This window comes from Magnetospirillum sp. LM-5, assembly GCF_902729445.1.
Classification (GTDB): Bacteria; Pseudomonadota; Alphaproteobacteria; order Rhodospirillales; family Magnetospirillaceae; genus Magnetospirillum.
On the sequence record NZ_CACVCE010000067.1, the window covers coordinates 147,748 to 168,419 of the forward strand.

The following is a 20,672-nucleotide window of genomic DNA, read 5'->3' on the forward strand; positions in this document are numbered from 1 at the left end:
GAAAGACAGGAGAATCTCATGGGGCGTGTAGCAGTTGTCACCGGCGGTACCCGCGGCATCGGCCGGGCTATCTCGGAAGGTCTGAAGAATGCCGGCCGTCGCGTCGTCGCCAGCTATGCCGGCAATGTCGATGCCGCCCGGCAGTTCACCGAAGAGACCGGTATTCCGGCCTATCGCTTCGACGTCTCGAGCTATGCCGAGTGCGAAGCCGCCGTCGCCAAGATCACCGCCGAAGTCGGCCCGATCGAAATCCTGATCAACAATGCAGGCATCACCCGTGACGCCACCCTTCACCGCATGACCTATCAGATGTGGGAAGAGGTGATCCACACCAACCTGACCAGCTGCTTCAACATGGCTCGTCTGACCATCGATTCGATGCGCGAGAAGGGCTTCGGCCGTATCGTCAATATCGGCTCGATCAACGGCCAGGCCGGCCAGTACGGTCAGGTCAATTACGCCGCCGCCAAGTCGGGCATCCATGGCTTCACCAAGGCCCTGGCCCAGGAAGGTGCGGCCAAGAACATCACCGTCAACGCCATCGCGCCCGGCTATGTCGATACCGACATGGTCCGCGCCGTGCCGCCGGCGGTGCTGGAAAAGATCATCGCCAAGATCCCGGTCGGCCGTCTGGGCCGCGCCGACGACATCGCCCGCGGTGTGCTGTTCCTGACGGCCGACGATGCCGATTTCATCACCGGCTCGACCCTGTCGATCAACGGCGGCCAGCACATGTACTAAGCCGGTTTTCCGGTCGGACATGGACAAGGCGGCGGGGCGACCCGCCGCCTTGTTGCGTTTCAGCCCTTCAACACCCGGCCGGCCACCGCGTCCAGCTTGGCGACCAGGCTGGCGTCGCGCTTGTCGCCATGGGTGATGATGGCGTGTTCCAACGCGGTGTGGCAGCCCTTGGCGCAATTGCCGGAACGACCGCCGACATAGGGTACGATGGCCTTGACCAGGGCGCGGGCGCGGTCGGCATTTTCCACCAGCACCTTGATCACCTGTTCCACCGTCACCGCGTCGTGGTCGGGATGCCAGCAATCATAGTCGGTGACCATGGCCACGGTGGCGTAGCACATCTCGGCCTCGCGGGCCAACTTGGCCTCGGGCATGTTGGTCATGCCGATGACGTCGCAGCCCCATTGGCGATACAAATTGCTTTCGGCCTGGGTGGAAAATTGCGGGCCTTCCATCACCAGATAGGTGCCGCCGCGCACCGCGATGATCCCGGCGTCGCTTGCCGCCTTCTCGATGATGTCGCCCAGGCGGCCGCACACCGGGTGCGCCATCGAGACATGGGCGACCAGGCCGGTCTGGAAGAAGCTTTTGACCCGGGCAAAGGTGCGGTCGACGAACTGATCGACGATGACGAAGGTGCCGGGCGGCAATTCTTCCTTCAAGCTGCCCACCGCCGAGACCGAGACGATCTCGGTGACGCCGGCCCGCTTCATGCAGTCGATATTGGCGCGGTAGTTCAGTTCCGACGGCGGGATGACGTGGCCGCGACCGTGGCGGGGCAGGAACACCAGCTTCTGGCCGTCCAGTTCGCCGAACAGCAATTCATCGGACGCCGGGCCGAACGGGCTGTCGATGCGGCGCCATTCCTTGTTGGTCAGGCCGTCGATGTCGTAGACACCGGAACCGCCGATGATGCCGAGAACGGGTGTGGTCATGGTAGGAAACCCCCTGATGATCGATTGCCGCGTTGGTAAAACAAAACGGCCGCCATCGCAAGGATGGCGGCCGGTTTACGTGCCTGGTGGCCTAAAGCCCGAGCGGCGACTGAGCCGCCCGGGACGGGCGCGCCAAGGGCATCAATGCAGGTTCTTCCAGATCTGGACCTTCAGGGCGTACAGCATGGCGGTGAACACCGCCAGGAACAGCATGACCTTCAGACCCAGGGACTTGCGCTCGTCCAGTTCGGGCTCGGCGGCCCAATTCAGGAAGGCGGTGATGTCCTTGGCCAACTGCTCGGGCGTCGCCTTGGTGCCGTCGGTGTAGCTGACCAGATCTTCCATCAGCTGCGGCGGCATGCTGATGGCGTTACCGGGGAAGTAGGTGTTGAAGTACTTGCCCTCGGGGATCGGATGGTCGGCCGGAGCCTCGTCCTTGAAGCCCAGCATCAGCGAGTAGATGTAGTTCGGACCACCGACGCGGGCCTTGGCCATCAGCGACAGGTCGGGCGGCAGCGCCCCACCATTGGCAGCGGCGGCAGCCTTGTCGTTGGGGAACGGGCTGATGAACTTGTCCGACGGACGGCCGGCACGCATCGACACCAGGCCTTCGTCGTTGGGCGCATCGGCGACTTCGCGGGCCGCCGCCACGTCCTTGATCTCTTCCGCGGTCAGGCCGACCGCCGAGAGATTACGATAGGCCACCAGACGCAGGCCGTGGCAGTTCGAGCAGATCGCGTTGAACACTTCGAAGCCACGCTTCAACTGGGCCTTTTCGTACTTGCCGAACAGACCTTCCCACGAGAAGCCGGGCTTCATCAGCGGCTCGCCGCCGCCCGCGGCCAGGGCGGTGCCGGACAGGCCGGCCACCGAGGCGGCGGTCAGCACCGAAAGGATGAGCTTGCGCATTATGCCTTCTCCTTCAGCACGGGCGCCGAGATGCTGGCCGGCAGGGCCTTCGGCTTCTCGATCTTGCCCAGCAGGGGCATGATGATCAGGAAGTGGGCGAAGTAGTAGGCGGTGCAGATCTGGCCGATGGTGACCAGCACCCCCTCGGCCGGCTTGCCGCCGACATAACCCAGAACCAGGCAGTTGATCAGGAAGAGCCAGAAGAACTGCTTGTAGAGCGGGCGGAACTTCGCCGAGCGGACCTTCGAGGTGTCGAGCCACGGCAGGAAGAACAAGATGATGATGGCCGAGAACATCGCCACCACGCCCTGAAGCTTCGCCGAGATCACCCAGATGTCCATGGTGAAGGCGCGCAGGATCGCATAGAACGGCAGGTAGTACCATTCGGGCACGATGTGGGCCGGGGTCACCATCGGGTTCGCCGGGATATAGTTGTCCGGCTCACCGAAGAAGTTCGGCGCCCAGAAAACGAAGCCCAGGAAGAACATCAGGAACACGCCGATGCCGAACAGGTCCTTGATGGTGTAGTAGGGATGGAACGGGATGGCGTCGGCCGGGCTCTGGATTTCCACGCCCAGCGGATTGTTCGACTTCACCGTATGCAACGCCCACACATGCAGCACGACCAGGCCCAGGATGACGAAGGGCAGCAGGTAATGCAGCGAGAAGAAGCGGTTCAGCGTCGGATTATCGACCGAGAAGCCGCCCCACAGCAGGGTGACGATCGGATCGCCGACGATCGGGAAGGCCGAGAACAGGTTGGTGATGACGGTGGCGCCCCAGAAGGACATCTGGCCCCACGGCAGCACGTAGCCCAGGAAGCCGGTGGCCATCATCGCCAGATAGATCAGGATGCCGATCCACCACAATACTTCGCGCGGCGACTTGTACGATCCGTAGTACAGGTTCCGGAAGATGTGGATGTAGACCAGGATGAAGAACATCGAGGCGCCGTTCATATGCAGGTAGCGGATCAGCCACCCGTAATTGACGTCGCGCATGATGCGCTCGACCGAGTCGAAGGCCAGCGAGGTGTGGGACGAATAGTTCATCACCAGGAAGATGCCGGTCAGAAGCATCACCACCAGCACGAACCCGGCCAGCGAGCCGAAGTTCCACCAGTAGTTCAGGTTCTTCGGAGTCGGATACTCGACGGCCGAATGCTGCATCATCGAGAAGATGGGAAGCCGCTGGTCCAGCCAGCTCACCACCTTGTTATTGGTCTGAAAACCGCTCATGGCCGTTCCTTACCCGATGCGGACAGTGGTGTCGGACGTAAACTTGTAGTCCGGCACCGCCAGGTTTGCGGGGGCGGGACCCTTGCGGATACGTCCCGAGGTGTCGTAGTGCGAGCCGTGGCACGGGCAGAACCAGCCGCCGAAATCCCCCTTGGGGTCGGCGGGCTTCTGGCCCAGCGGCACGCAGCCCAAGTGGGTGCAGACACCGATCAGCACCAGCCATTCCGGCTTCTGCGCACGCGAGGCGTCGGTGGCCTTGTCGCGCAGATCGCCAACCGAATCGTCCTTGGCAGCCTGGGCGATTTCCTCAGGCTGACGGTGGCGGACGAAGACCGGCTTGCCGCGCCAGACGACGGTGATCGCCTGACCGGGTTGGATGGCGGAGATGTCCACATCGGTAGTGGACAATGCCAGGGTATCTGCGGCCGGGTTCATGCTGTGCACGAACGGCCACAGGGCAAGACCGGTGCCGACAGCGCCGACAGCGGAGGTGGCATACAGCAGGAAATCCCGCCTGGTCTGCCCGTCCGCCGACGAGGGCTGGGCATGCGTCGCCGTATCAGCCATTGACTTAAACCTCTTGTTTACCCGCGGAAGCGGCCCTATTAACCACATTGGCGAGCCCCGATCAACAGGGGAGTCATGGTAGTTAAGCGAAATCTAATTCATGACGGCATTTTTGCGGCTTGCTCTTTATCAACCGGACATCCCTCAGAACGCGGGGACCCTGCTGCGGCTGGCCGCCTGCATGGGTTTCCCGCTCGACGTGATCGAGCCGTGCGGCTTCCTGTGGGACGATAAACGGATGCGCCGCGCCGGCATGGATTACGTCGCCCATGCCGAGGTTTGCCGCCATGCCTCGTGGGCCGGTTTCCAGCGGGCAAGGGCCGGCGAAAATCATCGACTGATTCTATTGACCACCCGGGGGGACCAACGCCTGGACGGCTTTTCGTTCCGGCCGGGCGATGTCATCATGGTCGGACGCGAAAGTGCCGGCGTACCCGACGAGGTGGCGGCCCAGGCCGATATCTCGCTGGTCATCCCGATGCGGCCCGAGGTGCGGTCACTGAACGTGGCGGTGGCGGCGACTTTGGCGGTGGGCGAGGCGCTGCGCCAATTGGGGGGCTTCCCCGGAAAGGATTGCTCGTGACGACCGACGATTCCAAGCGGATGTTTGCCGCCGAAAGGGCCCAGGCCTACGACCACCGGGTACGCGAGGCCATTCCCGGCTATGACGCCCTGCATCAGCTGTCGTGCATGGTGTTCGCCGAGATGACCGGCGGTCACGGTCGCGCCCTGGTGGTCGGCGCCGGGACCGGTGTCGAATGCATCGCCCTGGCGATGGCCTGCCCCGGCCTTGCCCTGGTCGGGCTGGACCCGGCGCAGGAAATGTTGGCGGTGGCCGAGCGCAAGGTGGCCGAGGCCGGCCTGGCCGGCCGTGTCCGCCTGTACCCGTCGACGGTGGCCGAATTGCCGACCTTCGAGCCGTTCGACGCCGCGACCTTGTTGTTGGTGCTGCATTTCCTGGCCGACGACGGCGCCAAGCTGGAATTGCTGACCGACATTGCCAAGCACCTGAAGCCGGGCGCGCCGCTGATCCTGGCCGATCTGTTCGGCCCGGCCTGGGACGAAGACTGGCAGGCCCAGTTGCGCACCTTCTGGCGCCATCTGCAGCGCGCCGCCGGCATCGACGAAGACGCCATCGACAAGGGTTTCCGTCACGTCGATCGCGACATCCACCCGGTCACCGAGGCGAGGTTGGCCGAACTGCTGGAACAGGCCGGCTTCACCCCGCCGCGCCCCTATTTCCGCGCCTTGTGCTTCGGCGGCTGGGTGACGCGGCGGGCCTAGAGTTTGTCTGGCTTAAATGGAGGCCCTCTCGTTACCCGTCATGGCCGGGCTTGACCCGGCCATCCATGGACCCTCGGGTCAAGCCCGAGGGTGACGAGGGGGAAAGTCGGTTCCTTCAAACTCAGACAGACTCTCGATCAGGGCAGGGGCGTCAGTCCCAGCTTGGCGGCAAGCTTGTCGTGCGCCTCGCGGAAGGCCGTTTCCGGGCCGGTACACAGATTGGAGGCATCGATCTTCAATTGGGTGGCCATGGTGGAATGGGCGACCCGGCTGTCGATATGGTGCTGCTGGCAGCTCTCCTGCAGCAGCGAGAACTCGCTCAGCAGCCATTTGGCGTTGGGCTGCAGGCGCCGCATCTGCGGCCCCAGGACCGTGTCGTTGCCGATGGCGGCGATCAACTCGCGCAGGGCGCCAAGGTCCGCGCCCAGCGGGGAATAGGCCGCCTTCAGCTTGGCATGGGGATTGTCCGCCGGCAGCGTCCCGGTGGGCTGGAAGTCGGTGGTCAGCACCGCGGCCTGCAGGTCGATCCCGTCGCGATAGCCGGCCGCCAACCTGCGGCCCGAGCGCGACAGGTCGACCACGATGTTCCACAGTTGCACCAAGGCGCCGACATAATTCTGCTCGCCCACCGAAGACAGCAGCTTCGAGCCGTCGATGTTGGGCATGCCGGTGACCGCCAGGCTCATCAGCGGGCTGACCGCTTCGATCATCGCCTGGTCGAACGAGGCGACGAAACGGCCTGGGATGGCGCAGCCGCCGGTGGCCGGCGGCGGACAATCGGCCGAGCGGGCATAGGCATAGGCGACACCTAGCGGCCGGGCGGCGGCCATGATCTGCGCATAGATGGCCAGCACCTCGTCGTCGGACTTGTGATGGCGCTGAATCGCCAGATTGCCCAGAACCGACAAGGCGACGGTGCCGCGAAGGGCGCGCATCTGCTTGGAATCGGCCTTGAACACCGAATCGGCCGCTTCGTCGGCCAGGCCGCCTTGGTCGTTGAATGTCGCCGCGCAACCGGACAGGCCGGTGGACAGAAACGCCGCCGCCACCAAGGCGCGGATGGATTTTGACATGCGGATCATGCGAGCCCCTCCCCATTATGACACCCGTCATTGGGGAAAAAGGCTCTCATGAATCTCAACGGGAGTCCACGCTCAAGGCTTGTACAGCTTAAAGCTTCAGCCTCTCGGCCATCTTCTCGTAGCTTTCCAGCTGACCCAGCGGGCCGATGGCGGCGATGGTCGGCGTGGTGGCGAACAGGCGTTTGGCGACGCGGATGATGTCGGCCGATTCCACCGCCTCGACCTTTTCCACCACCTCGGCGGTCGGGATCGGGCGGCCATAGACCAGCAACTGGCGGGCCACCTGCTCGCACCGCGACGAGGTGCTTTCCAGGCTCATCAGGATCGAGGCCTTCAGCTGGGCGCGGGCGCGCTGCAATTCGTCGCCCGACACGCCGGCGCAGATCTTGACCACTTCGTCGCACAGGACCGGCACCAGTTCGGCCACTTCGTCCTCGCCGGTGCCGGCATAGATGCCGAACAGGCCGCCATCGGCATAGGACGAGGCGAAGGAATAGATGGAATAGACCAGGCCGCGCTTTTCGCGGATTTCCTGGAACAGCCGGCTGGACATGCCGCCGCCCAGCAGGATCGACAGCACCGAGGCGGGGTAATAATCCGCGTCGTCATAGGACACGCCGTCGAAGCCGACCACCAGATTGACCTGCTCGATGTCGCGTTCCTCGCGATAATCGCCGCCGACATAGCGGGCGGCGACCTGTGCGGGCTCGGGCATGGTGGCGAGGTTGGCAAAGGCCTTGTCGGCAGCCTCGACCAATTGGTCGTGATCGATGCGCCCGGCGGCGGCCAGCACCATGCGCTCTGCCGAATAATGGCGTTGCAGATAGGACTGGACGGTGTCGCGGGTCATGGCGCGCACCAGATCCTCGGTGCCCAGCACCGGGCGGCCCAGCGGCTGGTCGGGATAGGCGATCGCCTGGAAATGGTCGAAGATGATGTCGTCGGGGGTGTCGATGGCCTGGCTGATTTCCTGCACCACCACCGTCTGTTCGCGGGCCAGTTCTTCCGCATCGACGGTCGAGTGCTGCAAGATGTCGGCGACGATGTCCAGGGCCAGCGCGGTGTCTTCCTTCAGCACCTTGGCGTAATAGGCGGTGTGGTCGCGGGCGGTATAGGCGTTCAGATGACCGCCGACGGCGTCCATCTCCTCGGCGATGGCCCGGGCCGAGCGCCGCTCGGTCCCCTTGAAGGCCATGTGCTCGAGAAGGTGCGAGATGCCGTTGACCTCGGGCTCCTCGTGGCGGGTGCCGGCATCGACCCACACCCCCAGCGAGGCGCTTTCCACCGTCGACATCGGGTCCGAGACGACCCGAAGGCCCGACGGCAGGCGGGTTTCGCGAATGGTCATGAGGTCTTCCGGTTGGCGAAGGCGCGCACGGCCTCGCGGATGGCGCCGACATCGGCGGCGATGGTGTCGTAACGCTCGGGCCGGTCGAACAAATCGGCCAGGTGCGGCGGCAGCGGCGGATGGATGCCGGTCGCCTTGGTCACCGCGTCGGGGAACTTGGCCGGATGCGCCGTCGCCAGCGCCACCATCGGGCTGGTGGCGGCAAGCCTTGCCTTCAGGCCCGCACCGGCGCCGATGGCCGAATGGGGGTCCAGAATCTCGCCGGTGGAATGATAAAGGCTCTTCATCAGGGCCAGGGTCTGGTCGTCGTCGAAGCGGTGGCCCTCGAACAGGGTCCGCATCATGGCCCACGCCCCTTGCGGCATGGCCACCGCGCCGTGGGCGCGGAAATCGTTCATCAGCTTTTCGACGGCAGGACCGTCGCCACCCAGGCTGTCGAACATCAGGCGCTCGAAATTCGACGACACCTGGATGTCCATGCTGGGCGACAGGGTCGGCACCACGCCGTCGGCCTTCATCACGCCGCCTTCGAAGAAGCGGGTCAGGATGTCGTTGCGGTTCGAGCCGACCACCAGCTTGTCGATGGGCAGCCCCATCTTCTTGGCGACATAGCCGGCAAAGACGTTGCCGAAATTGCCTGTCGGCACCGAGAACGTTACCGTCACGTCGGGCGCGCCCAGCGCCACGGCGGCAGCGAAGTAATAGGCCACCTGGGCCATCACCCGGGCCCAGTTGATGGAATTGACCGCGCTTAAGGACAATTCGTCGCGAAAAGCCAGGTCGTTGAACAGCGCCTTGACGATGTCCTGGCAGTCGTCGAACGTGCCTTCCACCGCCAGGTTGCGGACATTGTCCGACAGGATGGTGGTCATCTGGCGGCGCTGCACGTCCGATGTGCGGCCCTTGGGGTGCAGGATCAGGATATCCACCGCCCTGCGGTCGCGGCAGGCCTCGATGGCGGCCGAGCCGGTGTCGCCCGAGGTGGCGCCGACGATCATCACCCGTTCGCCCCGCGCGGTCAGCACATGGTCGAACAGGCGGCCGACCAGCTGCAGGGCGTAATCCTTGAAGGCCAGGGTCGGGCCGTGGAACAGCTCGCAGACCCATTGGTTGTGGCCGATCTGCTTCAAGGGGGCGACGGCCGGATGGGTGAAGCCGGCATAGGCGTCCTTGACCAGGCCGGGCAGAGCGGCTTCGCACACCGAGCCGGCGACGAAGGGCGCCATCACTCGGGCGGCCAGTTGGTCATAGGGCAGGCCGCGCAGTGCGCGGATGTCGGCCATGGAAAAGGTCGGCCAGCTTTGCGGCACGTAAAGGCCGCCATCGCGGGCCAGACCGGCCAACAAGACATCGTCGAAACCGAGAACGGGGGCTTGACCCCTGGTGCTGACGTACTTCACTCGTGCCTCAAGCGTGGAAAACGCGGTCGGCTACACTAGCGGGATGGGGCGCGGTCAGCAAGCGTCGGCGCCCATCAGGCCAGGCCGGGGCTGGATCTGACCAGATCCAGGTCGGCGGACAGCTCGAAATCGATGGCGACCTCGGTCTGGTCGAAGCGGGTTCCCGGGCTGAAATGCCAGTCGCCGGCCAGCGGCAAGGCGTTCAGGAAGGCGGTCAGCCGGTTCATCCCCTCAAGCCCGCGGCTGATGGGGAAGGTCATCACGGAAAAATCGGTCATGGCGAAATCCTTCACCGGAAGGGACGATGTGCGCCTGAACATCGATCTTAATCATTATGCGCGCTTGCCGGCGGCGGCGATATGGATGATGACGCATGGCCGATGGTGGCGAGAACGGGGGGGGGCGGCGCCGGTCAGCGACAGCACGCGATGGGGGATTCTGACGGCGAGAAAAAACTATAAATAGAAAAAATAGCTTTAATAAGCTATGAATGGAGGTGTCTGAAATAACTTCGTTTCCGAAGGGGGCTATGATGGCGCGTTGCATGGCTAGGGTTCTTGCCGCTCTTGTTCCTTGGATATCCTTCTGGGCGCTGGTCGTTCTGATCGCCGCCCATATCATCTGGCCCATCGGCCTGATCGCCGCGGCGGCGCTGGCGGCGTCGTTGGGGATCAGCGTGGGCATGCTGTATCAGGCCTATAAGGCGTGCGATTGAACGCATAGCCAGGAAATGGCAGATTTCTGCCGATTACGAGCGCGGTATAGTAATACCGCGCTCGTAATACATTGATTTCAAACGATTTAAAATCTATTGACTGTGGCGGCTGGCGTGGCATACTCCGCGCCCTTGGAAGGCCGGGGTTCGCCTGGCTTTCGTAACTGGTTTTGCCGTGGGTGCCATGAAGACCTATAACGCCAAACCGTCCGAAGTGCAGAAGAAGTGGGTCATCATCGACGCGGACGGCGTCGTGTTGGGCCGCCTCGCGACCGTCATCTCGATGCGTCTGCGCGGCAAGCACCTGACGACCTACACCCCCCATGTCGACATGGGTGACAACATCATCGTCATCAACGCCGAAAAGGTGAAGTTGACCGGCAACAAGCTGGCCGACAAGACCTTCTACTGGCACACCGGTCATCCGGGCGGTATCAAGGGCCGTACCGTCGGCCAGTTGCTGGGCGGTCGTTTCCCCGAGCGCGTGATCGAAAAAGCGGTCGAGCGCATGATCACCCGTGGTCCGCTGGGACGTCAGCAGATGAAGAATCTGCGCGTCTATGCCGGCGCTGCCCATCCGCACGAGGCTCAGCAGCCGGAAGTGCTGGATGTCGCCGCGTTGAACCCGAAGAACAAGAGGTAGTCCCTCATGGCCGATCTCTCCAGCCTGGCCGATCTCAAGGCCGCCGCTCCTGTCCAGACCGCTCCGGTCCATGAGCGTAAGGTCGACGCCCAGGGCCGCGCCTATGCGACCGGCAAGCGCAAGAACGCCGTCGCCCGCGTGTGGGTCAAGCCCGGTTCGGGCAAGATCATCGTCAACGGTCGCGACGTCACCGTCTATTTCGCCCGTCCGGTTCTGCGGATGCTGATCAATCAGCCGTTCCAGACCGCCCGTTGCGAAGAGCAGTTCGACGTCATGTGCACCGTGACGGGTGGTGGCCTGTCGGGCCAAGCCGGCGCGCTGCGTCACGGCATCAGCCGCGCTCTGACCTTCTTCGATCCGAGCATGCGCTCGCCTCTGAAGGCCGGCGGCTTCCTGACCCGCGACCCCCGCGTCGTCGAGCGCAAGAAGTACGGCAAGCACAAGGCTCGCCGTTCCACCCAGTTCTCGAAGCGCTAATCCGCTTCGATATTCGGGACGAAAGGGCCGCCGGTTTCCGGCGGCCCTTTTTCTTTTGCTTGTCCCCGACTCGCGCTTAGGGCTAAATAGCCGGCATGCAGACCGGCCCCGCCACTAAATCCGCCCCCCTGAATGCGCCCCGCGATATGGCGTCGCATTTCATGGAATGCGGCGCGCTGGATACCAACCTGACCTTGGCCCCCGGTGCCCGTCTGGTCATCACCGACGATCTGTTGAATGGAACGGTGGGCGACCTGGCGGCCTTGTCGATGGCCGCCATCGTCGGGCGCGACGCCATGGTGGCCAAGGCGGCGGTGTTGCCGCTGGGGATCGCCGCCAGCAAGCTGGGTGTCGCCGACCGGGCCCGCTACGAGCGGCTGTTCGCCCTGATCGAGGAAACCGCCTTCGATTCCGGCGTGCGCGAATCGGCCGAGGCGATGATCCATTCGCGCTTCCGCGAAAACCAGATCAAGGAACTGGCCGCCGAGATCGGCGGCACCGTCGGCCCGGCCCGCCAGCGCTATCGCGCCTTCCTGGAAGTGGTCAAGCTGCTGGCCGAGAAGAAGATTTCCGAGGCCTTGTTCCTGGACGAGTTCCTGGAATTCACCCGCGCCGTTGCCGGCAAGCTGGATTTCGGCATCTATGCCCTGTGCGTCGATCGCCTGTTCGTGTCGAGCCAGGTGCCGATCATGGTCAAGGCGTCCTTGTGCAAGGAAGTGTGCAAATACCCGCCGCTGGTGCGCAAGGAACTGATCACCAACCTGTTGTCCTCGCCCAAGGCCGAGCGCGAGTTGGTCGATTACGCCCGCCAGGAGGTGGCCAAGGTCCTGACCCACGACCAATTGACCGAGATCGTGCTGTTTACCACCCTCAAGCTGGCCTGGGCGGCGCAACGCGAACGCCCGCAAAAGGCCCGCGCCTGACCTTCAAGGAATCGTGATGCGCGCCATCGTCTGCCCGGCCTTCGGGGCCGCGCTGGAATTCGTCGACTTCGCCACCCCCGTTCCCGGCCCCGGCCAGGTCCTGATCGATGTCGCCGCCGCCGGGGTCAATTTCGCCGATTCGCTGATTACCGCCGGCAAGTACCAGGAACCGGTCCAGCCGCCCTTCGTGCCCGGCATGGAACTGGCCGGCACCATCGCCGCCCTGGGGGACGGCGTCACCGGCTTCGCCACGGGCGACCGGGTGATGGCGACGGTGACCGGCGGCGCCTTCGCCGAACAGGCGGTGGCCGACGTTACCGACGTCTATCATTTGCCCGACCAACTGGATTTCGTCACCGCTGCCGGCTTTCCGGTGGCCTACGGCACCTCGCATCTGGGCCTCAAGGTCAAGGCCGGTCTGAAAGCCGGCGAGGTTCTGGTGGTGCATGGTGCCGCCGGAGGTGTCGGGCTGACGGCGGTCGAAATCGGCCGCGCCCTGGGCGCCACCGTGATCGGCACCGCCGGCGGGCCCGACAAGGTCAAGGTGGCGTTGGAGCACGGGGCCGATCACGGCATCGATTACAAGGACCAGGACATTCGCGCCCGGGTCAAGGAACTGACCAACGGACGCGGCGCCGACGTGGTCTATGACCCGGTCGGCGGCCAGGTGTTCGACGCCTCGTTGCGCTCGATCGCCCCGGACGGCCGCATCCTGGTGGTCGGCTTCGCCTCGGGGACCGTCCCGCAGATTCCGGCCAACATCTTGCTGGTCAAGAATGTCACGGTGATCGGCTATTACTGGGGGGCTTACCGCAAGCTCAACCCGGCGATGGTGCGGGCCAGCATGCAGGAAGCGCTGGATTGGTGGGCCGCCGGCACGCTGTTTCCCCATGTGTCGAAGACCTTGCCGCTGGCCGAGGCGGCTGAGGCCATCGCCATGCTGAAAAGCCGTTCGGCCACTGGCAAGGTGGTGCTGACGGTGTGATCAGCCGCCGGTCAGCAGCTTATCGGGGTCCAGGCGGATGTCGCGGCGCACCATGCCGGAACTTCCCAGTGACGGCGCCTTCTTGCCATCGACGCTGACGTCCAGGGCGCCGGCATTGCCGACCATCAGGGTCAGGCCGGGACGGTTGGGAACCGAGTAGCTGTCGCCCTTGCGCAAAAGGCGCGACATCAACAACTGGCCGTCCATTTCGCGCACCTGCACCCAACAATCGTCGCCGGTGGCGGTCAGGGTGACGCGCGAGCCGGACGAATCCTGCGAGGTCATCTTCAGGGTGGGGCTCTCGGCCGGCGGTTCGGCGGTCGGCTTGGCGGGCTCGGCCTTGGCCTGTTCGACCTTGGCCGGCTCGGGCTTGGCGATTTCGGGCTTGGCCGGTTCGGGTTTACCCTTTTCAGGCTTTGCCGGCTCGGTCTTGGCCTTTTCGGGCTTGCCCGGCTCGACCTTGGCCGGTTCGGGCTTGGCGGGCTCGGCCTTGGCCTTGGCATCGTCGTCGGATTCCGACGGCGGCACGACTTCCGAATCCTTGGATGATGCCGGGGCGGCGGGGGTCGCGGCCGGCGGCTCGTCGGGCTTGGGGGCGGGCGGCATTGTTTTGGCCGCTTCCTGGGTGCCGACCAGGCCGGACAGGCGGTCGGGCAGGTTCGGCACCAACTCGGCGACCTTCATGTCGCGCGCCGACAGCCAGTACCAGGCGCCATACGCGATGGCGGCGAACATCAGGCCCAGGAACAGGATCGCGCCACCCGGCACGCGGCCTTCCGACACCGGCGAGGGGAAAATCAGCTCGGAGCGAGAATGCAGGTCGCCGGCCGCCTCGGCGCGGAACCGGCGAACCATCTCCTCGCCGTCCAGTCCCAGGAAGTCGCCGTAGGTCCGCAAGAAGCCGATGGCGTAGGTCCCGCCGGGAAGGTCCCGGTGGCGACCCTCTTCCAGTGCCAGCAGGTAAGGTTGGCGGATGCGCAACATGGTCGCGACCTCGGCCAGGCTTTTGCCGGTCTTCTCGCGTGCCGCCTTCAGGGTCGGGCCAACGCCCGTGCTGCGGAAAGCCTGGTCGGTGTCGGATTGCGGTGTCTGTTCCACGGCGTTTCGATCCACCCCCCCCTTATTGGCGGTGTTTGACACCGCGTGGACTTTTAAGATGTAGCAAAGTCAGGGGTATGCAAGCAACCTTTAGACTTGCGCACAGGCCGGGGGCTTAAAGGATGACCCCGTGGTCGATGGCGAAGGCCTTCAGCTTGTCGCGCAAGCTGCGGTCGGGCAGGCGCAACAAGGTGGCGAGATAGGCCCGAAGCGGGCCGACCTCGAGCGAGCGGATCATCGTCTTGACCGGGCCAATGGACGGCGAGGACACCGACAGGATGTGGACGCCGCAGGCGATCAGGCTCATGGCTTCCAGTGGCCGGCCGGCCATTTCGCCGCACACCGACAGCGGAACGCCCGCGGCCTTGCACTTGTCGGCGACGGACTTGATGAAGGACAGCATGGCCGGGGCCAGCGGGTCGTAGCGCTCGGAAATCCGGGGATTGCCGCGATCGACGGCGAACAGGAACTGCGCCAGGTCGTTCGAGCCGATCGAGACGAAATCGACCAGCGGCAGCAGCGCGTCCAACTGGAAGGCCAGGGCCGGGACTTCCAGCATGGTGCCGACCTTGATGGCGACCGGCAATTGGTTGCCGCTTTCGCGTTCGTGTTCGATTTCGAGGTCGAGCACGCGCCGGGCCTGCACCAGCTCGGCCACTTCGGCGATCATCGGGAACATGATCCGCAATTCGCGCCCCGAGGCGGCCCGCAGCAGGGCGCGCAATTGGTGGCGCAGCACCGCCGGCCGGTCCAGCGTGATGCGGATCGAACGCCAACCCAGGGCCGGGTTGTCCTCGTCATAGGGGTTCCAGTAGGGCAGGATCTTGTCGCCGCCGACATCGAGCGAGCGGAACACCACCGGCTTGCCGGCGGCCTGGTCCAGGATCTTGCGGTACAGCTGGGTCTGGGCATCGACGTCGGGCAGGCTGGAGCGGGCCATGAACGGCAGCTCGGTGCGGTAAAGGCCGATGCCGTCGGCGCCGGAATCATGCAGGTGCTGCATGTCCAGCAACAGGCCGGCATTCATCATCAGCCGCACGCTTTCGCCGTCGCGGGTATTGGCCGGCAGGTCCTTCAGGCGGGCGTAATGGGCGGCGCGCTGCTGGCGCTGGCGGATGGCGTCGGAAAAGATGTCGCGGATGTCGTCGGGCGGCCGCAGGAACACCTGGGCGTTGTCGCCATCGACGATGACCGGGTCCAGCACCTCGACCTTGTCCAGCACTTCCTTGCAGCGGCCGACCACCGGGATGTCCAGGGCGCGGGCGACGATCGCCACATGCATGGTCGGGCTGCCTTCTTCCAGCACCAGGGCGCGCAGCCGCTTGGGGTCGTAGTCGAACAGCTCCATCGGCCCCATGGTCCGGGCGATCAGGATGGCGTCGGCCGGCAGTTCGCCGCGCGAGGCCGGGCCGCCTTCGCCGGCCAGGTGCTGCAGCAGCCGGTTGGCCAAATCCTCGAAATCGTGCAGGCGTTCGCGCAGGTAGGGATCGGTCACCTGGCTCATGCGCGCCCGGGTGTCCTCGTGCACCTTCTGGACGGCGGCATCGGCGGTCAGGCCGGTGCGGATGGCTTCGCCGATGCGGCTCAGCCAGCCCTTGTCCTCGGTGAACATCCGATAGGTTTCCAGCACGTCGCGATGCTCGCCGTCGCGCATCTCGGGGCGCGAGAACAACTCGTCCAGCGCGGTCTTGATGCTGGTCAGAGCAAGCCGCAGGCGCTCCAGCTCGATCTCGGGGTCTTCGGCGACCAGGCGGCGGATGGTGATGCGCGGCTGGTGCAGCACGGCGACGCCGATGCCGACACCGCCATTGAGGCGCAGGCCCTCCAGGCGCAACGGCAAGAGCGCGTTGCCGTCGACCGGGACCAGTTCCTCGCGGCTGACCAACTCGCCCGAGGCGACCAGTTCGGCCAGCACCATCGCCACCGTTTCCAGCGTCTCGATTTCCTCGTCGCTGTAATGGCGCTGGGTGCGGTTCTGCACCACCAGGACGCCGACGACACGGCCGCCCCTGATGATCGGCACGCCCATCAGCGAATGGAAGATCTCTTCGCCGGTTTCCGGGCGATAGGCGAAGTGCGGATGGCTTTGGGCGTCGGCCAGGGCCAGCGGCCGGGCGTGGGCGGCGACGTCGCCGACCAGACCTTCGCCGACGCGCAGGCGGGTCTTGTGGACGGCGTCCTTCTTCAGGCCCTCGGTGGCGAACAGTTCCAGCACCTCGCCGGCGCGCATGACGTAGCACGAGCACACTTCGGCGACCATGTCGGCGGCGATCAGCTGGACCACCTTGTCCAGCCGTTCCTCGGCGCTGCCGCCGCCGGCCATGACGTCACGCAGACGGGCCAGCAGGCGACGCGACACCGAAGGCGTCGCGGCGGCCATCAAGACACCGGCAGGGCAGGGGTCGGCAGGCGCCCGGCCAAAGCCGTCAGCGCCTGATCGACCAGTTCGGACAGGATTTCCGCGCAGGGCTGTTCGCGGGTGACCATGCCGACGCTTTGGCCGGCCATCACCGATCCGGTCTCGACGTCGCCGTCGATCACCGCGCGCCGCAGCGCGCCAGCCCAGAAATGCTCGATCTCGAGCTGGGCTTCCTTGTTTTCCAGCTCGCCGGCACGGAAGCGGCGGATCACCTCGTGCTGGAATTCGACGAAGCGGCGCGAGCCCTCGTTGGCCAGGGCGCGGACCGGGATCACCGGAAAGGCCGGATCGACCTGGACGGTCGGCACCGCGTCGCGGGCGGCGGCGCGGATGAAGGCCTTCTTGAAGTTCTGATGGGCCACGCATTCGGTGGCGCAGACGAAGCGGGTGCCCAACTGGGCGCCGACCGCGCCCATTTCCAGATAGCTGACGATGGCCTCGCCGCGCCCCAGTCCGCCGGCGACGAAGACCGGCACCTGGGCCGCCATCTCGGGCAGGATTTCCTGGGCCAGGACGCCGGTGGCGACCGGGCCGATATGGCCGCCGGCCTCGGTGCCTTCGATGACCAGGGCGTCGGCGCCCGAGCGCACCAGCTTCTTGGCCGCCACCAGGGCCGGGGCGAAGCAGATCACCTTGGCGCCGGTGTCCTTGGCCCGCTTGATCGCGGTGGCAGGCGGCAGACCGCCGGCCAGCACGATATGGCCGACCTGAAGCTCGCCGCAGACATCGATCAGGCGATCAAGCTGGGGATGCATGGTGATCAGGTTGACGCCGAACGGCTTGGCGGTCAGCTCTTGGGTGGCGGTGATCTCGGCCGCCAGGCGGTCGGGTTCCATCGAGCCGGCGGCGATCACGCCGAAGCCGCCCGCGTTCGAAATGGCCGAGACGAGATGGCGTTCAGAGATCCACGACATGGCGCCGCCCATGATGGCGACATCCGTGCCCAGGAACTCGAGGCCCCGACGCCACAGTCCGTCCAGTCGCTCGCGCGCTGACGTGATCGTCACTCTCGTCCCTCCGCCTGTCGCCCGGTCAGGCCGCGTCCAGCCCGTAAGCGGTGTGCAGAGCGCGCAACGCCAGTTCGGTGTACTTTTCCTCGATCAGCACGCTGATCTTGATTTCCGAGGTCGAGATCACCTGGATGTTGATGCCTTCCGACGCCAGGGTCTGGAACATCTTCTGGGCGATACCGGCATGGCTGCGCATGCCGACGCCGACCACCGAGACCTTGACGACGTTGGCGTCGCAGATCAGGCCTTCATAGGCCAAGGTGGCCTTGTGGTCCTCGATCACCTTGCGAGCGCGGTCCAGGTCGGCGCGGCCGACGGTGAAGGTCAGGTCGGTCGACTTGCCGTCTTCCGACACGTTCTGCACGATCATGTCGACGTTGACGGCCGCCTCGGCCAGCGGGCCGAAGATGGCGGCGGCGACGCCGGGGCGGTCCGACACGCGGACCAGGGTGATCTTCGCTTCGTCGCGGCTATAGGCGATGCCGCTCACCAGTTCCTTTTCCACGATCTCATCCTCATCGCAAACCAGAGTTCCGGGGGCGTCGACGAACGACGACAGCACCTGCACCCTGACATGGTGTTTCATGGCCATTTCGACCGAACGGGTCTGCAGCACCTTGGCGCCGACCGAGGCCAGCTCGAGCATCTCCTCGTAGGTGATCTTGTCGAGCTTCTTGGCCTTGGTGACGATGCGCGGGTCGGTGGTGTAGACGCCGTCGACGTCGGTATAGATGTCGCAGCGATCGGCCTTCAAGGCGGCGGCCAGCGCCACCGCCGAGGTGTCCGAGCCGCCGCGGCCCAAGGTGGCGATCCGGTTGCCCGGGGCGATGCCCTGGAAGCCGGCGACCACCGCCACGACGCCCTCGGCCATGTCGGCCAGCATCTCGGGGGTGTCGATGCTGTCGATGCGGGCCTTGCCGTGGGTCGAATCGGTGCGGATCGGCACCTGCCATCCGGTCCACGACCGCGCCTTCAGGCCCAGTTCCTGCAGACCGATGGCCAGCAGGCCGGTGGTGACCTGTTCGCCGGTGGCGACGACGGTGTCGTATTCCTTCTGGTCGTGCAACGGCGCCATTTGCTTGCACCAGTCGACCAATTGATTGGTGACGCCGGACATGGCCGAGACCACCACCGCCACCTCGTTGCCGGCCTCGACCTCGCGCTTGACGCGCTTGGCCACATTCTTGATCCGGTCGATGTCGCCGACGGAGGTTCCGCCGAATTTCATCACGATACGAGCCATGAGGAACCCTCTAGGGACCGCGAGCGCCTTCGTTGGCCGCGATCAATGAAAACTTATGGTTTGCCGCCCGCAGGGCGCCTCTTCATACTCTGTCGCCACTCGGGAAGCAAGTGCGGCCCGGCCTTTGGGAAATGCTGGAGTTTACCATGACCACGACCGCCTCGCCCGAAGAGGTAGCCCGCTTCACCGCCATGGCCGAAGCCTGGTGGGATCCGGACGGCAAGTTCAAGCCGCTGCACCGCTTCAACCCGGTGCGTCTGGCCTTCATGCGCCGCGAGCTGGCCGCCCATTTCGGCCGCGATCCCCAGGCGATGCGCCCGTTCGAGGGGTTGACCCTGCTGGATGTCGGCTGTGGCGGCGGTCTGTTGTCGGAACCCCTGGCCCGCATGGGCTTTACCGTCACCGGCATCGATGCCGGCGACCGGAACATCGCCATCGCCAGCATCCACGCCGAGCAATCGGGCGTGCCGGTGACCTACCGGCTGGGTGGCCCCGAAGATGTCGAGCCTTCCAGCTTCGACGTGGTGATGGCCATGGAGGTGATCGAACACGTCCCCGACCCCGACCGTTTCATCGCCCTGGCGGCGGCGGCGTTGAAGCCGGGCGGCGCCTTCCTGGGGGCGACCTTGAACCGGACGCTCAAGTCCTTCGCGCTGGCCAAGGTCGGCGCCGAGTACCTGCTGCAATGGCTGCCCAAGGGCACCCACGACTGGAAGAAGTTCGTCCGCCCGTCGGAATTCGCCGCCATGCTGCGCAAGGCCGGGGTCCAGACGCGCTGTTTCAACGGCCTGGATTATTCCCTGCTGACCGACAGCTGGAGCGAGACCCAGTCGCTGGACGTCAATTACCTGCTGTTCGCGGTCAAGGAGACGGCGTGACCCGAATCCTCGCATTGCTGGCTGTGCTGATGGCGGCCTGGCCGGTACGGGCCGAGGTTTTGGTCCTGTCGCAAGGCATCAACGACCCGTTGCCGGCGCGCGCCTTGCTGATCCTGCGCGAGGCCTATCGGCGCCTGGGCATCACCATCGAGACCGAGCAGGTCCCCAACGAGCGCGCCATCGTCCTGGCCGACAGCGGCCAGACCAGCGGCGACCTGATCCGCATCGGGGGCCTGAGCGCCACCTATCCCAATCTGATCCAGGTGCCCGAGCCGGTGGTGACCTTCGAATCCACCGCCTTCACCGCGGGGCTGACCTTCCCGGTCAAGGGCTGGGAAAGCCTGCGGCCCTATCATCTGTGCGTCATGCGCGGCAACAAATTGGCCGAGATCAACACCGAGGGAATGAACCGCGAGATCGTCGGCACCATCGAGGGCATGGGCCGCATGGTCATTGCCGGTCATTGCGAAGTGGCGGTGCTGGGCCGCCAGGTCTGGCTGGAACTCGATCGCCACGGTCTGCGGCCGCTGATTTCGCTGGACCCGCCGATCCAGGTGGTGCCGCTTTATCATTATGTCCATCGGCGCCATGCCGATCTGGTGCCGCGCCTGGCCAAGGTCCTGAAAGAGCTGAACGCCGACGGCACCTCGGCCCGGCTGGTGGCCGCCGACGATCACGCGATCGAGGAAGCCCGCCGGCGGGCGCGCTGATCGGCGAGAGCCGCGAGCATAAAATCCGGATCAGCCTTTCTTGATTGTCATTGCCGGGCTTGACCCC

The 20,672-nt window shown here is 65.2% G+C and carries 23 protein-coding genes; 11 read left to right on the forward strand and 12 right to left on the reverse strand.

The annotated features are described in order from the left end of the window. Positions 1-18 precede the first annotated feature (18 nt). A complete protein-coding gene (phbB, locus tag MTBLM5_RS17140) occupies positions 19-741 on the forward strand; it encodes an acetoacetyl-CoA reductase (protein WP_173977265.1) in 723 nt (240 codons plus the stop codon). Between the two features lie 59 nt (positions 742-800). On the opposite strand, the gene MTBLM5_RS17145 is transcribed toward phbB, so the two are convergent. From MTBLM5_RS17145 to petA, 4 genes are all read right to left on the reverse strand, one after another. Beyond that, positions 801-1,676 carry an S-methyl-5'-thioadenosine phosphorylase gene (locus MTBLM5_RS17145; protein WP_173977266.1) on the reverse strand — a complete coding sequence of 292 codons (876 nt, stop codon included), beginning with the start codon at positions 1,674-1,676 and terminating at the stop codon, positions 801-803. Positions 1,677-1,817: 141 nt separating this feature from the next. Then, entirely contained in the window at positions 1,818-2,585 is a 768-nt protein-coding gene (locus tag MTBLM5_RS17150) for a cytochrome c1 (RefSeq protein ID WP_173977267.1), read from the reverse strand. Continuing rightward, positions 2,585-3,823 carry a cytochrome b N-terminal domain-containing protein gene (locus MTBLM5_RS17155; protein ID WP_173977268.1) on the reverse strand — a complete coding sequence of 413 codons (1,239 nt, stop codon included), beginning with the start codon at positions 3,821-3,823 and terminating at the stop codon, positions 2,585-2,587. The genes MTBLM5_RS17150 and MTBLM5_RS17155 overlap by 1 nt, the downstream gene beginning before the upstream one ends. Positions 3,824-3,832: 9 nt before the next feature. Next, a complete protein-coding gene (gene petA, locus MTBLM5_RS17160) occupies positions 3,833-4,390 on the reverse strand; it encodes a ubiquinol-cytochrome c reductase iron-sulfur subunit (RefSeq protein ID WP_173977269.1) in 558 nt (185 codons plus the stop codon). 100 nt (positions 4,391-4,490) lie between these two features. On the opposite strand from petA, the gene MTBLM5_RS17165 reads away from it, so the two are divergent. Both MTBLM5_RS17165 and MTBLM5_RS17170 read left to right on the forward strand, forming a co-directional pair. Beyond that, positions 4,491-4,973 (forward strand): tRNA (cytidine(34)-2'-O)-methyltransferase, encoded by a 483-nt coding sequence (locus tag MTBLM5_RS17165; protein WP_173977270.1) that lies wholly within the window; start codon positions 4,491-4,493, stop codon positions 4,971-4,973. After that, positions 4,970-5,674, forward strand: a complete 705-nt coding sequence (locus tag MTBLM5_RS17170) for a class I SAM-dependent methyltransferase (protein WP_254431105.1) — start codon at positions 4,970-4,972, stop codon at positions 5,672-5,674. The genes MTBLM5_RS17165 and MTBLM5_RS17170 overlap by 4 nt, the downstream gene beginning before the upstream one ends. 137 nt (positions 5,675-5,811) lie before the next feature. Here the strand turns inward: MTBLM5_RS17170 and MTBLM5_RS17175 are convergent, their stop codons facing one another. From MTBLM5_RS17175 to MTBLM5_RS17190, 4 genes are all read right to left on the reverse strand, one after another. Beyond that, a complete protein-coding gene (locus MTBLM5_RS17175; RefSeq protein WP_173977271.1) occupies positions 5,812-6,756 on the reverse strand; it encodes a hypothetical protein in 945 nt (314 codons plus the stop codon). 88 nt (positions 6,757-6,844) lie between these two features. Beyond that, a complete protein-coding gene (locus MTBLM5_RS17180; RefSeq protein WP_173977272.1) occupies positions 6,845-8,104 on the reverse strand; it encodes a pitrilysin family protein in 1,260 nt (419 codons plus the stop codon). Then, positions 8,101-9,504 carry a threonine synthase gene (gene thrC, locus MTBLM5_RS17185; RefSeq protein WP_173977273.1) on the reverse strand — a complete coding sequence of 468 codons (1,404 nt, stop codon included), beginning with the start codon at positions 9,502-9,504 and terminating at the stop codon, positions 8,101-8,103. The genes MTBLM5_RS17180 and thrC overlap by 4 nt, the downstream gene beginning before the upstream one ends. Positions 9,505-9,578: 74 nt before the next feature. After that, complete coding sequence (locus MTBLM5_RS17190) at positions 9,579-9,782, reverse strand: hypothetical protein (RefSeq protein ID WP_173977274.1); 204 nt, start codon at positions 9,780-9,782, stop codon at positions 9,579-9,581. On the opposite strand from MTBLM5_RS17190, the gene MTBLM5_RS17195 reads away from it, so the two are divergent. The 6 genes from MTBLM5_RS17195 (at position 9,781) to MTBLM5_RS17220 (ending at position 13,247) form a co-directional block, all read left to right on the forward strand. Then, positions 9,781-9,969: a hypothetical protein gene (locus MTBLM5_RS17195; protein WP_173977275.1), complete on the forward strand. Its 189-nt coding sequence runs from the start codon at positions 9,781-9,783 to the stop codon at positions 9,967-9,969. The genes MTBLM5_RS17190 and MTBLM5_RS17195 overlap by 2 nt on opposite strands. Before the next feature lie 79 nt (positions 9,970-10,048). Further along, positions 10,049-10,219: a hypothetical protein gene (locus MTBLM5_RS17200; RefSeq protein WP_173977276.1), complete on the forward strand. Its 171-nt coding sequence runs from the start codon at positions 10,049-10,051 to the stop codon at positions 10,217-10,219. A gap of 184 nt (positions 10,220-10,403) precedes the next feature. After that, positions 10,404-10,862 carry a 50S ribosomal protein L13 gene (gene rplM / locus MTBLM5_RS17205; protein WP_068504132.1) on the forward strand — a complete coding sequence of 153 codons (459 nt, stop codon included), beginning with the start codon at positions 10,404-10,406 and terminating at the stop codon, positions 10,860-10,862. Positions 10,863-10,868: 6 nt separating this feature from the next. After that, complete coding sequence (rpsI, locus tag MTBLM5_RS17210; protein WP_068504134.1) at positions 10,869-11,339, forward strand: 30S ribosomal protein S9; 471 nt, start codon at positions 10,869-10,871, stop codon at positions 11,337-11,339. 146 nt (positions 11,340-11,485) lie between these two features. Then, positions 11,486-12,262: a hypothetical protein gene (locus tag MTBLM5_RS17215; protein WP_254431106.1), complete on the forward strand. Its 777-nt coding sequence runs from the start codon at positions 11,486-11,488 to the stop codon at positions 12,260-12,262. A 16-nt stretch (positions 12,263-12,278) separates the two neighbouring features. Continuing rightward, complete coding sequence (locus MTBLM5_RS17220; protein WP_173977278.1) at positions 12,279-13,247, forward strand: NADPH:quinone oxidoreductase family protein; 969 nt, start codon at positions 12,279-12,281, stop codon at positions 13,245-13,247. On the opposite strand, the gene MTBLM5_RS19155 is transcribed toward MTBLM5_RS17220, so the two are convergent. The 4 genes from MTBLM5_RS19155 to MTBLM5_RS17240 form a co-directional block, all read right to left on the reverse strand. After that, entirely contained in the window at positions 13,248-14,345 is a 1,098-nt protein-coding gene (locus MTBLM5_RS19155) for a RodZ domain-containing protein (protein WP_305792056.1), read from the reverse strand. A gap of 115 nt (positions 14,346-14,460) precedes the next feature. Further along, a complete protein-coding gene (gene ptsP / locus MTBLM5_RS17230) occupies positions 14,461-16,725 on the reverse strand; it encodes a phosphoenolpyruvate--protein phosphotransferase (protein WP_173977280.1) in 2,265 nt (754 codons plus the stop codon). Beyond that, a complete protein-coding gene (locus MTBLM5_RS17235; protein WP_371814029.1) occupies positions 16,725-17,771 on the reverse strand; it encodes an NAD(P)H-dependent flavin oxidoreductase in 1,047 nt (348 codons plus the stop codon). Before MTBLM5_RS17235 ends, ptsP begins: the two co-directional genes overlap by 1 nt. Before the next feature lie 25 nt (positions 17,772-17,796). Continuing rightward, on the reverse strand, positions 17,797-19,017 hold the full coding sequence (locus tag MTBLM5_RS17240; RefSeq protein WP_173977281.1) for an aspartate kinase: 1,221 nt from the start codon (positions 19,015-19,017) through the stop codon (positions 17,797-17,799). A gap of 134 nt (positions 19,018-19,151) precedes the next feature. Here MTBLM5_RS17240 and ubiG point away from each other — a divergent pair, with 134 nt between their 5' ends. Together ubiG and MTBLM5_RS17250 are read left to right on the forward strand one after the other, a co-directional pair. Continuing rightward, positions 19,152-19,895, forward strand: coding sequence for a bifunctional 2-polyprenyl-6-hydroxyphenol methylase/3-demethylubiquinol 3-O-methyltransferase UbiG (gene ubiG / locus MTBLM5_RS17245; RefSeq protein ID WP_173977291.1), 744 nt, complete (start codon positions 19,152-19,154; stop codon positions 19,893-19,895). Then, complete coding sequence (locus MTBLM5_RS17250) at positions 19,892-20,605, forward strand: ABC transporter substrate-binding protein (RefSeq protein WP_173977282.1); 714 nt, start codon at positions 19,892-19,894, stop codon at positions 20,603-20,605. Before ubiG ends, MTBLM5_RS17250 begins: the two co-directional genes overlap by 4 nt. Positions 20,606-20,672 lie beyond the last annotated feature (67 nt).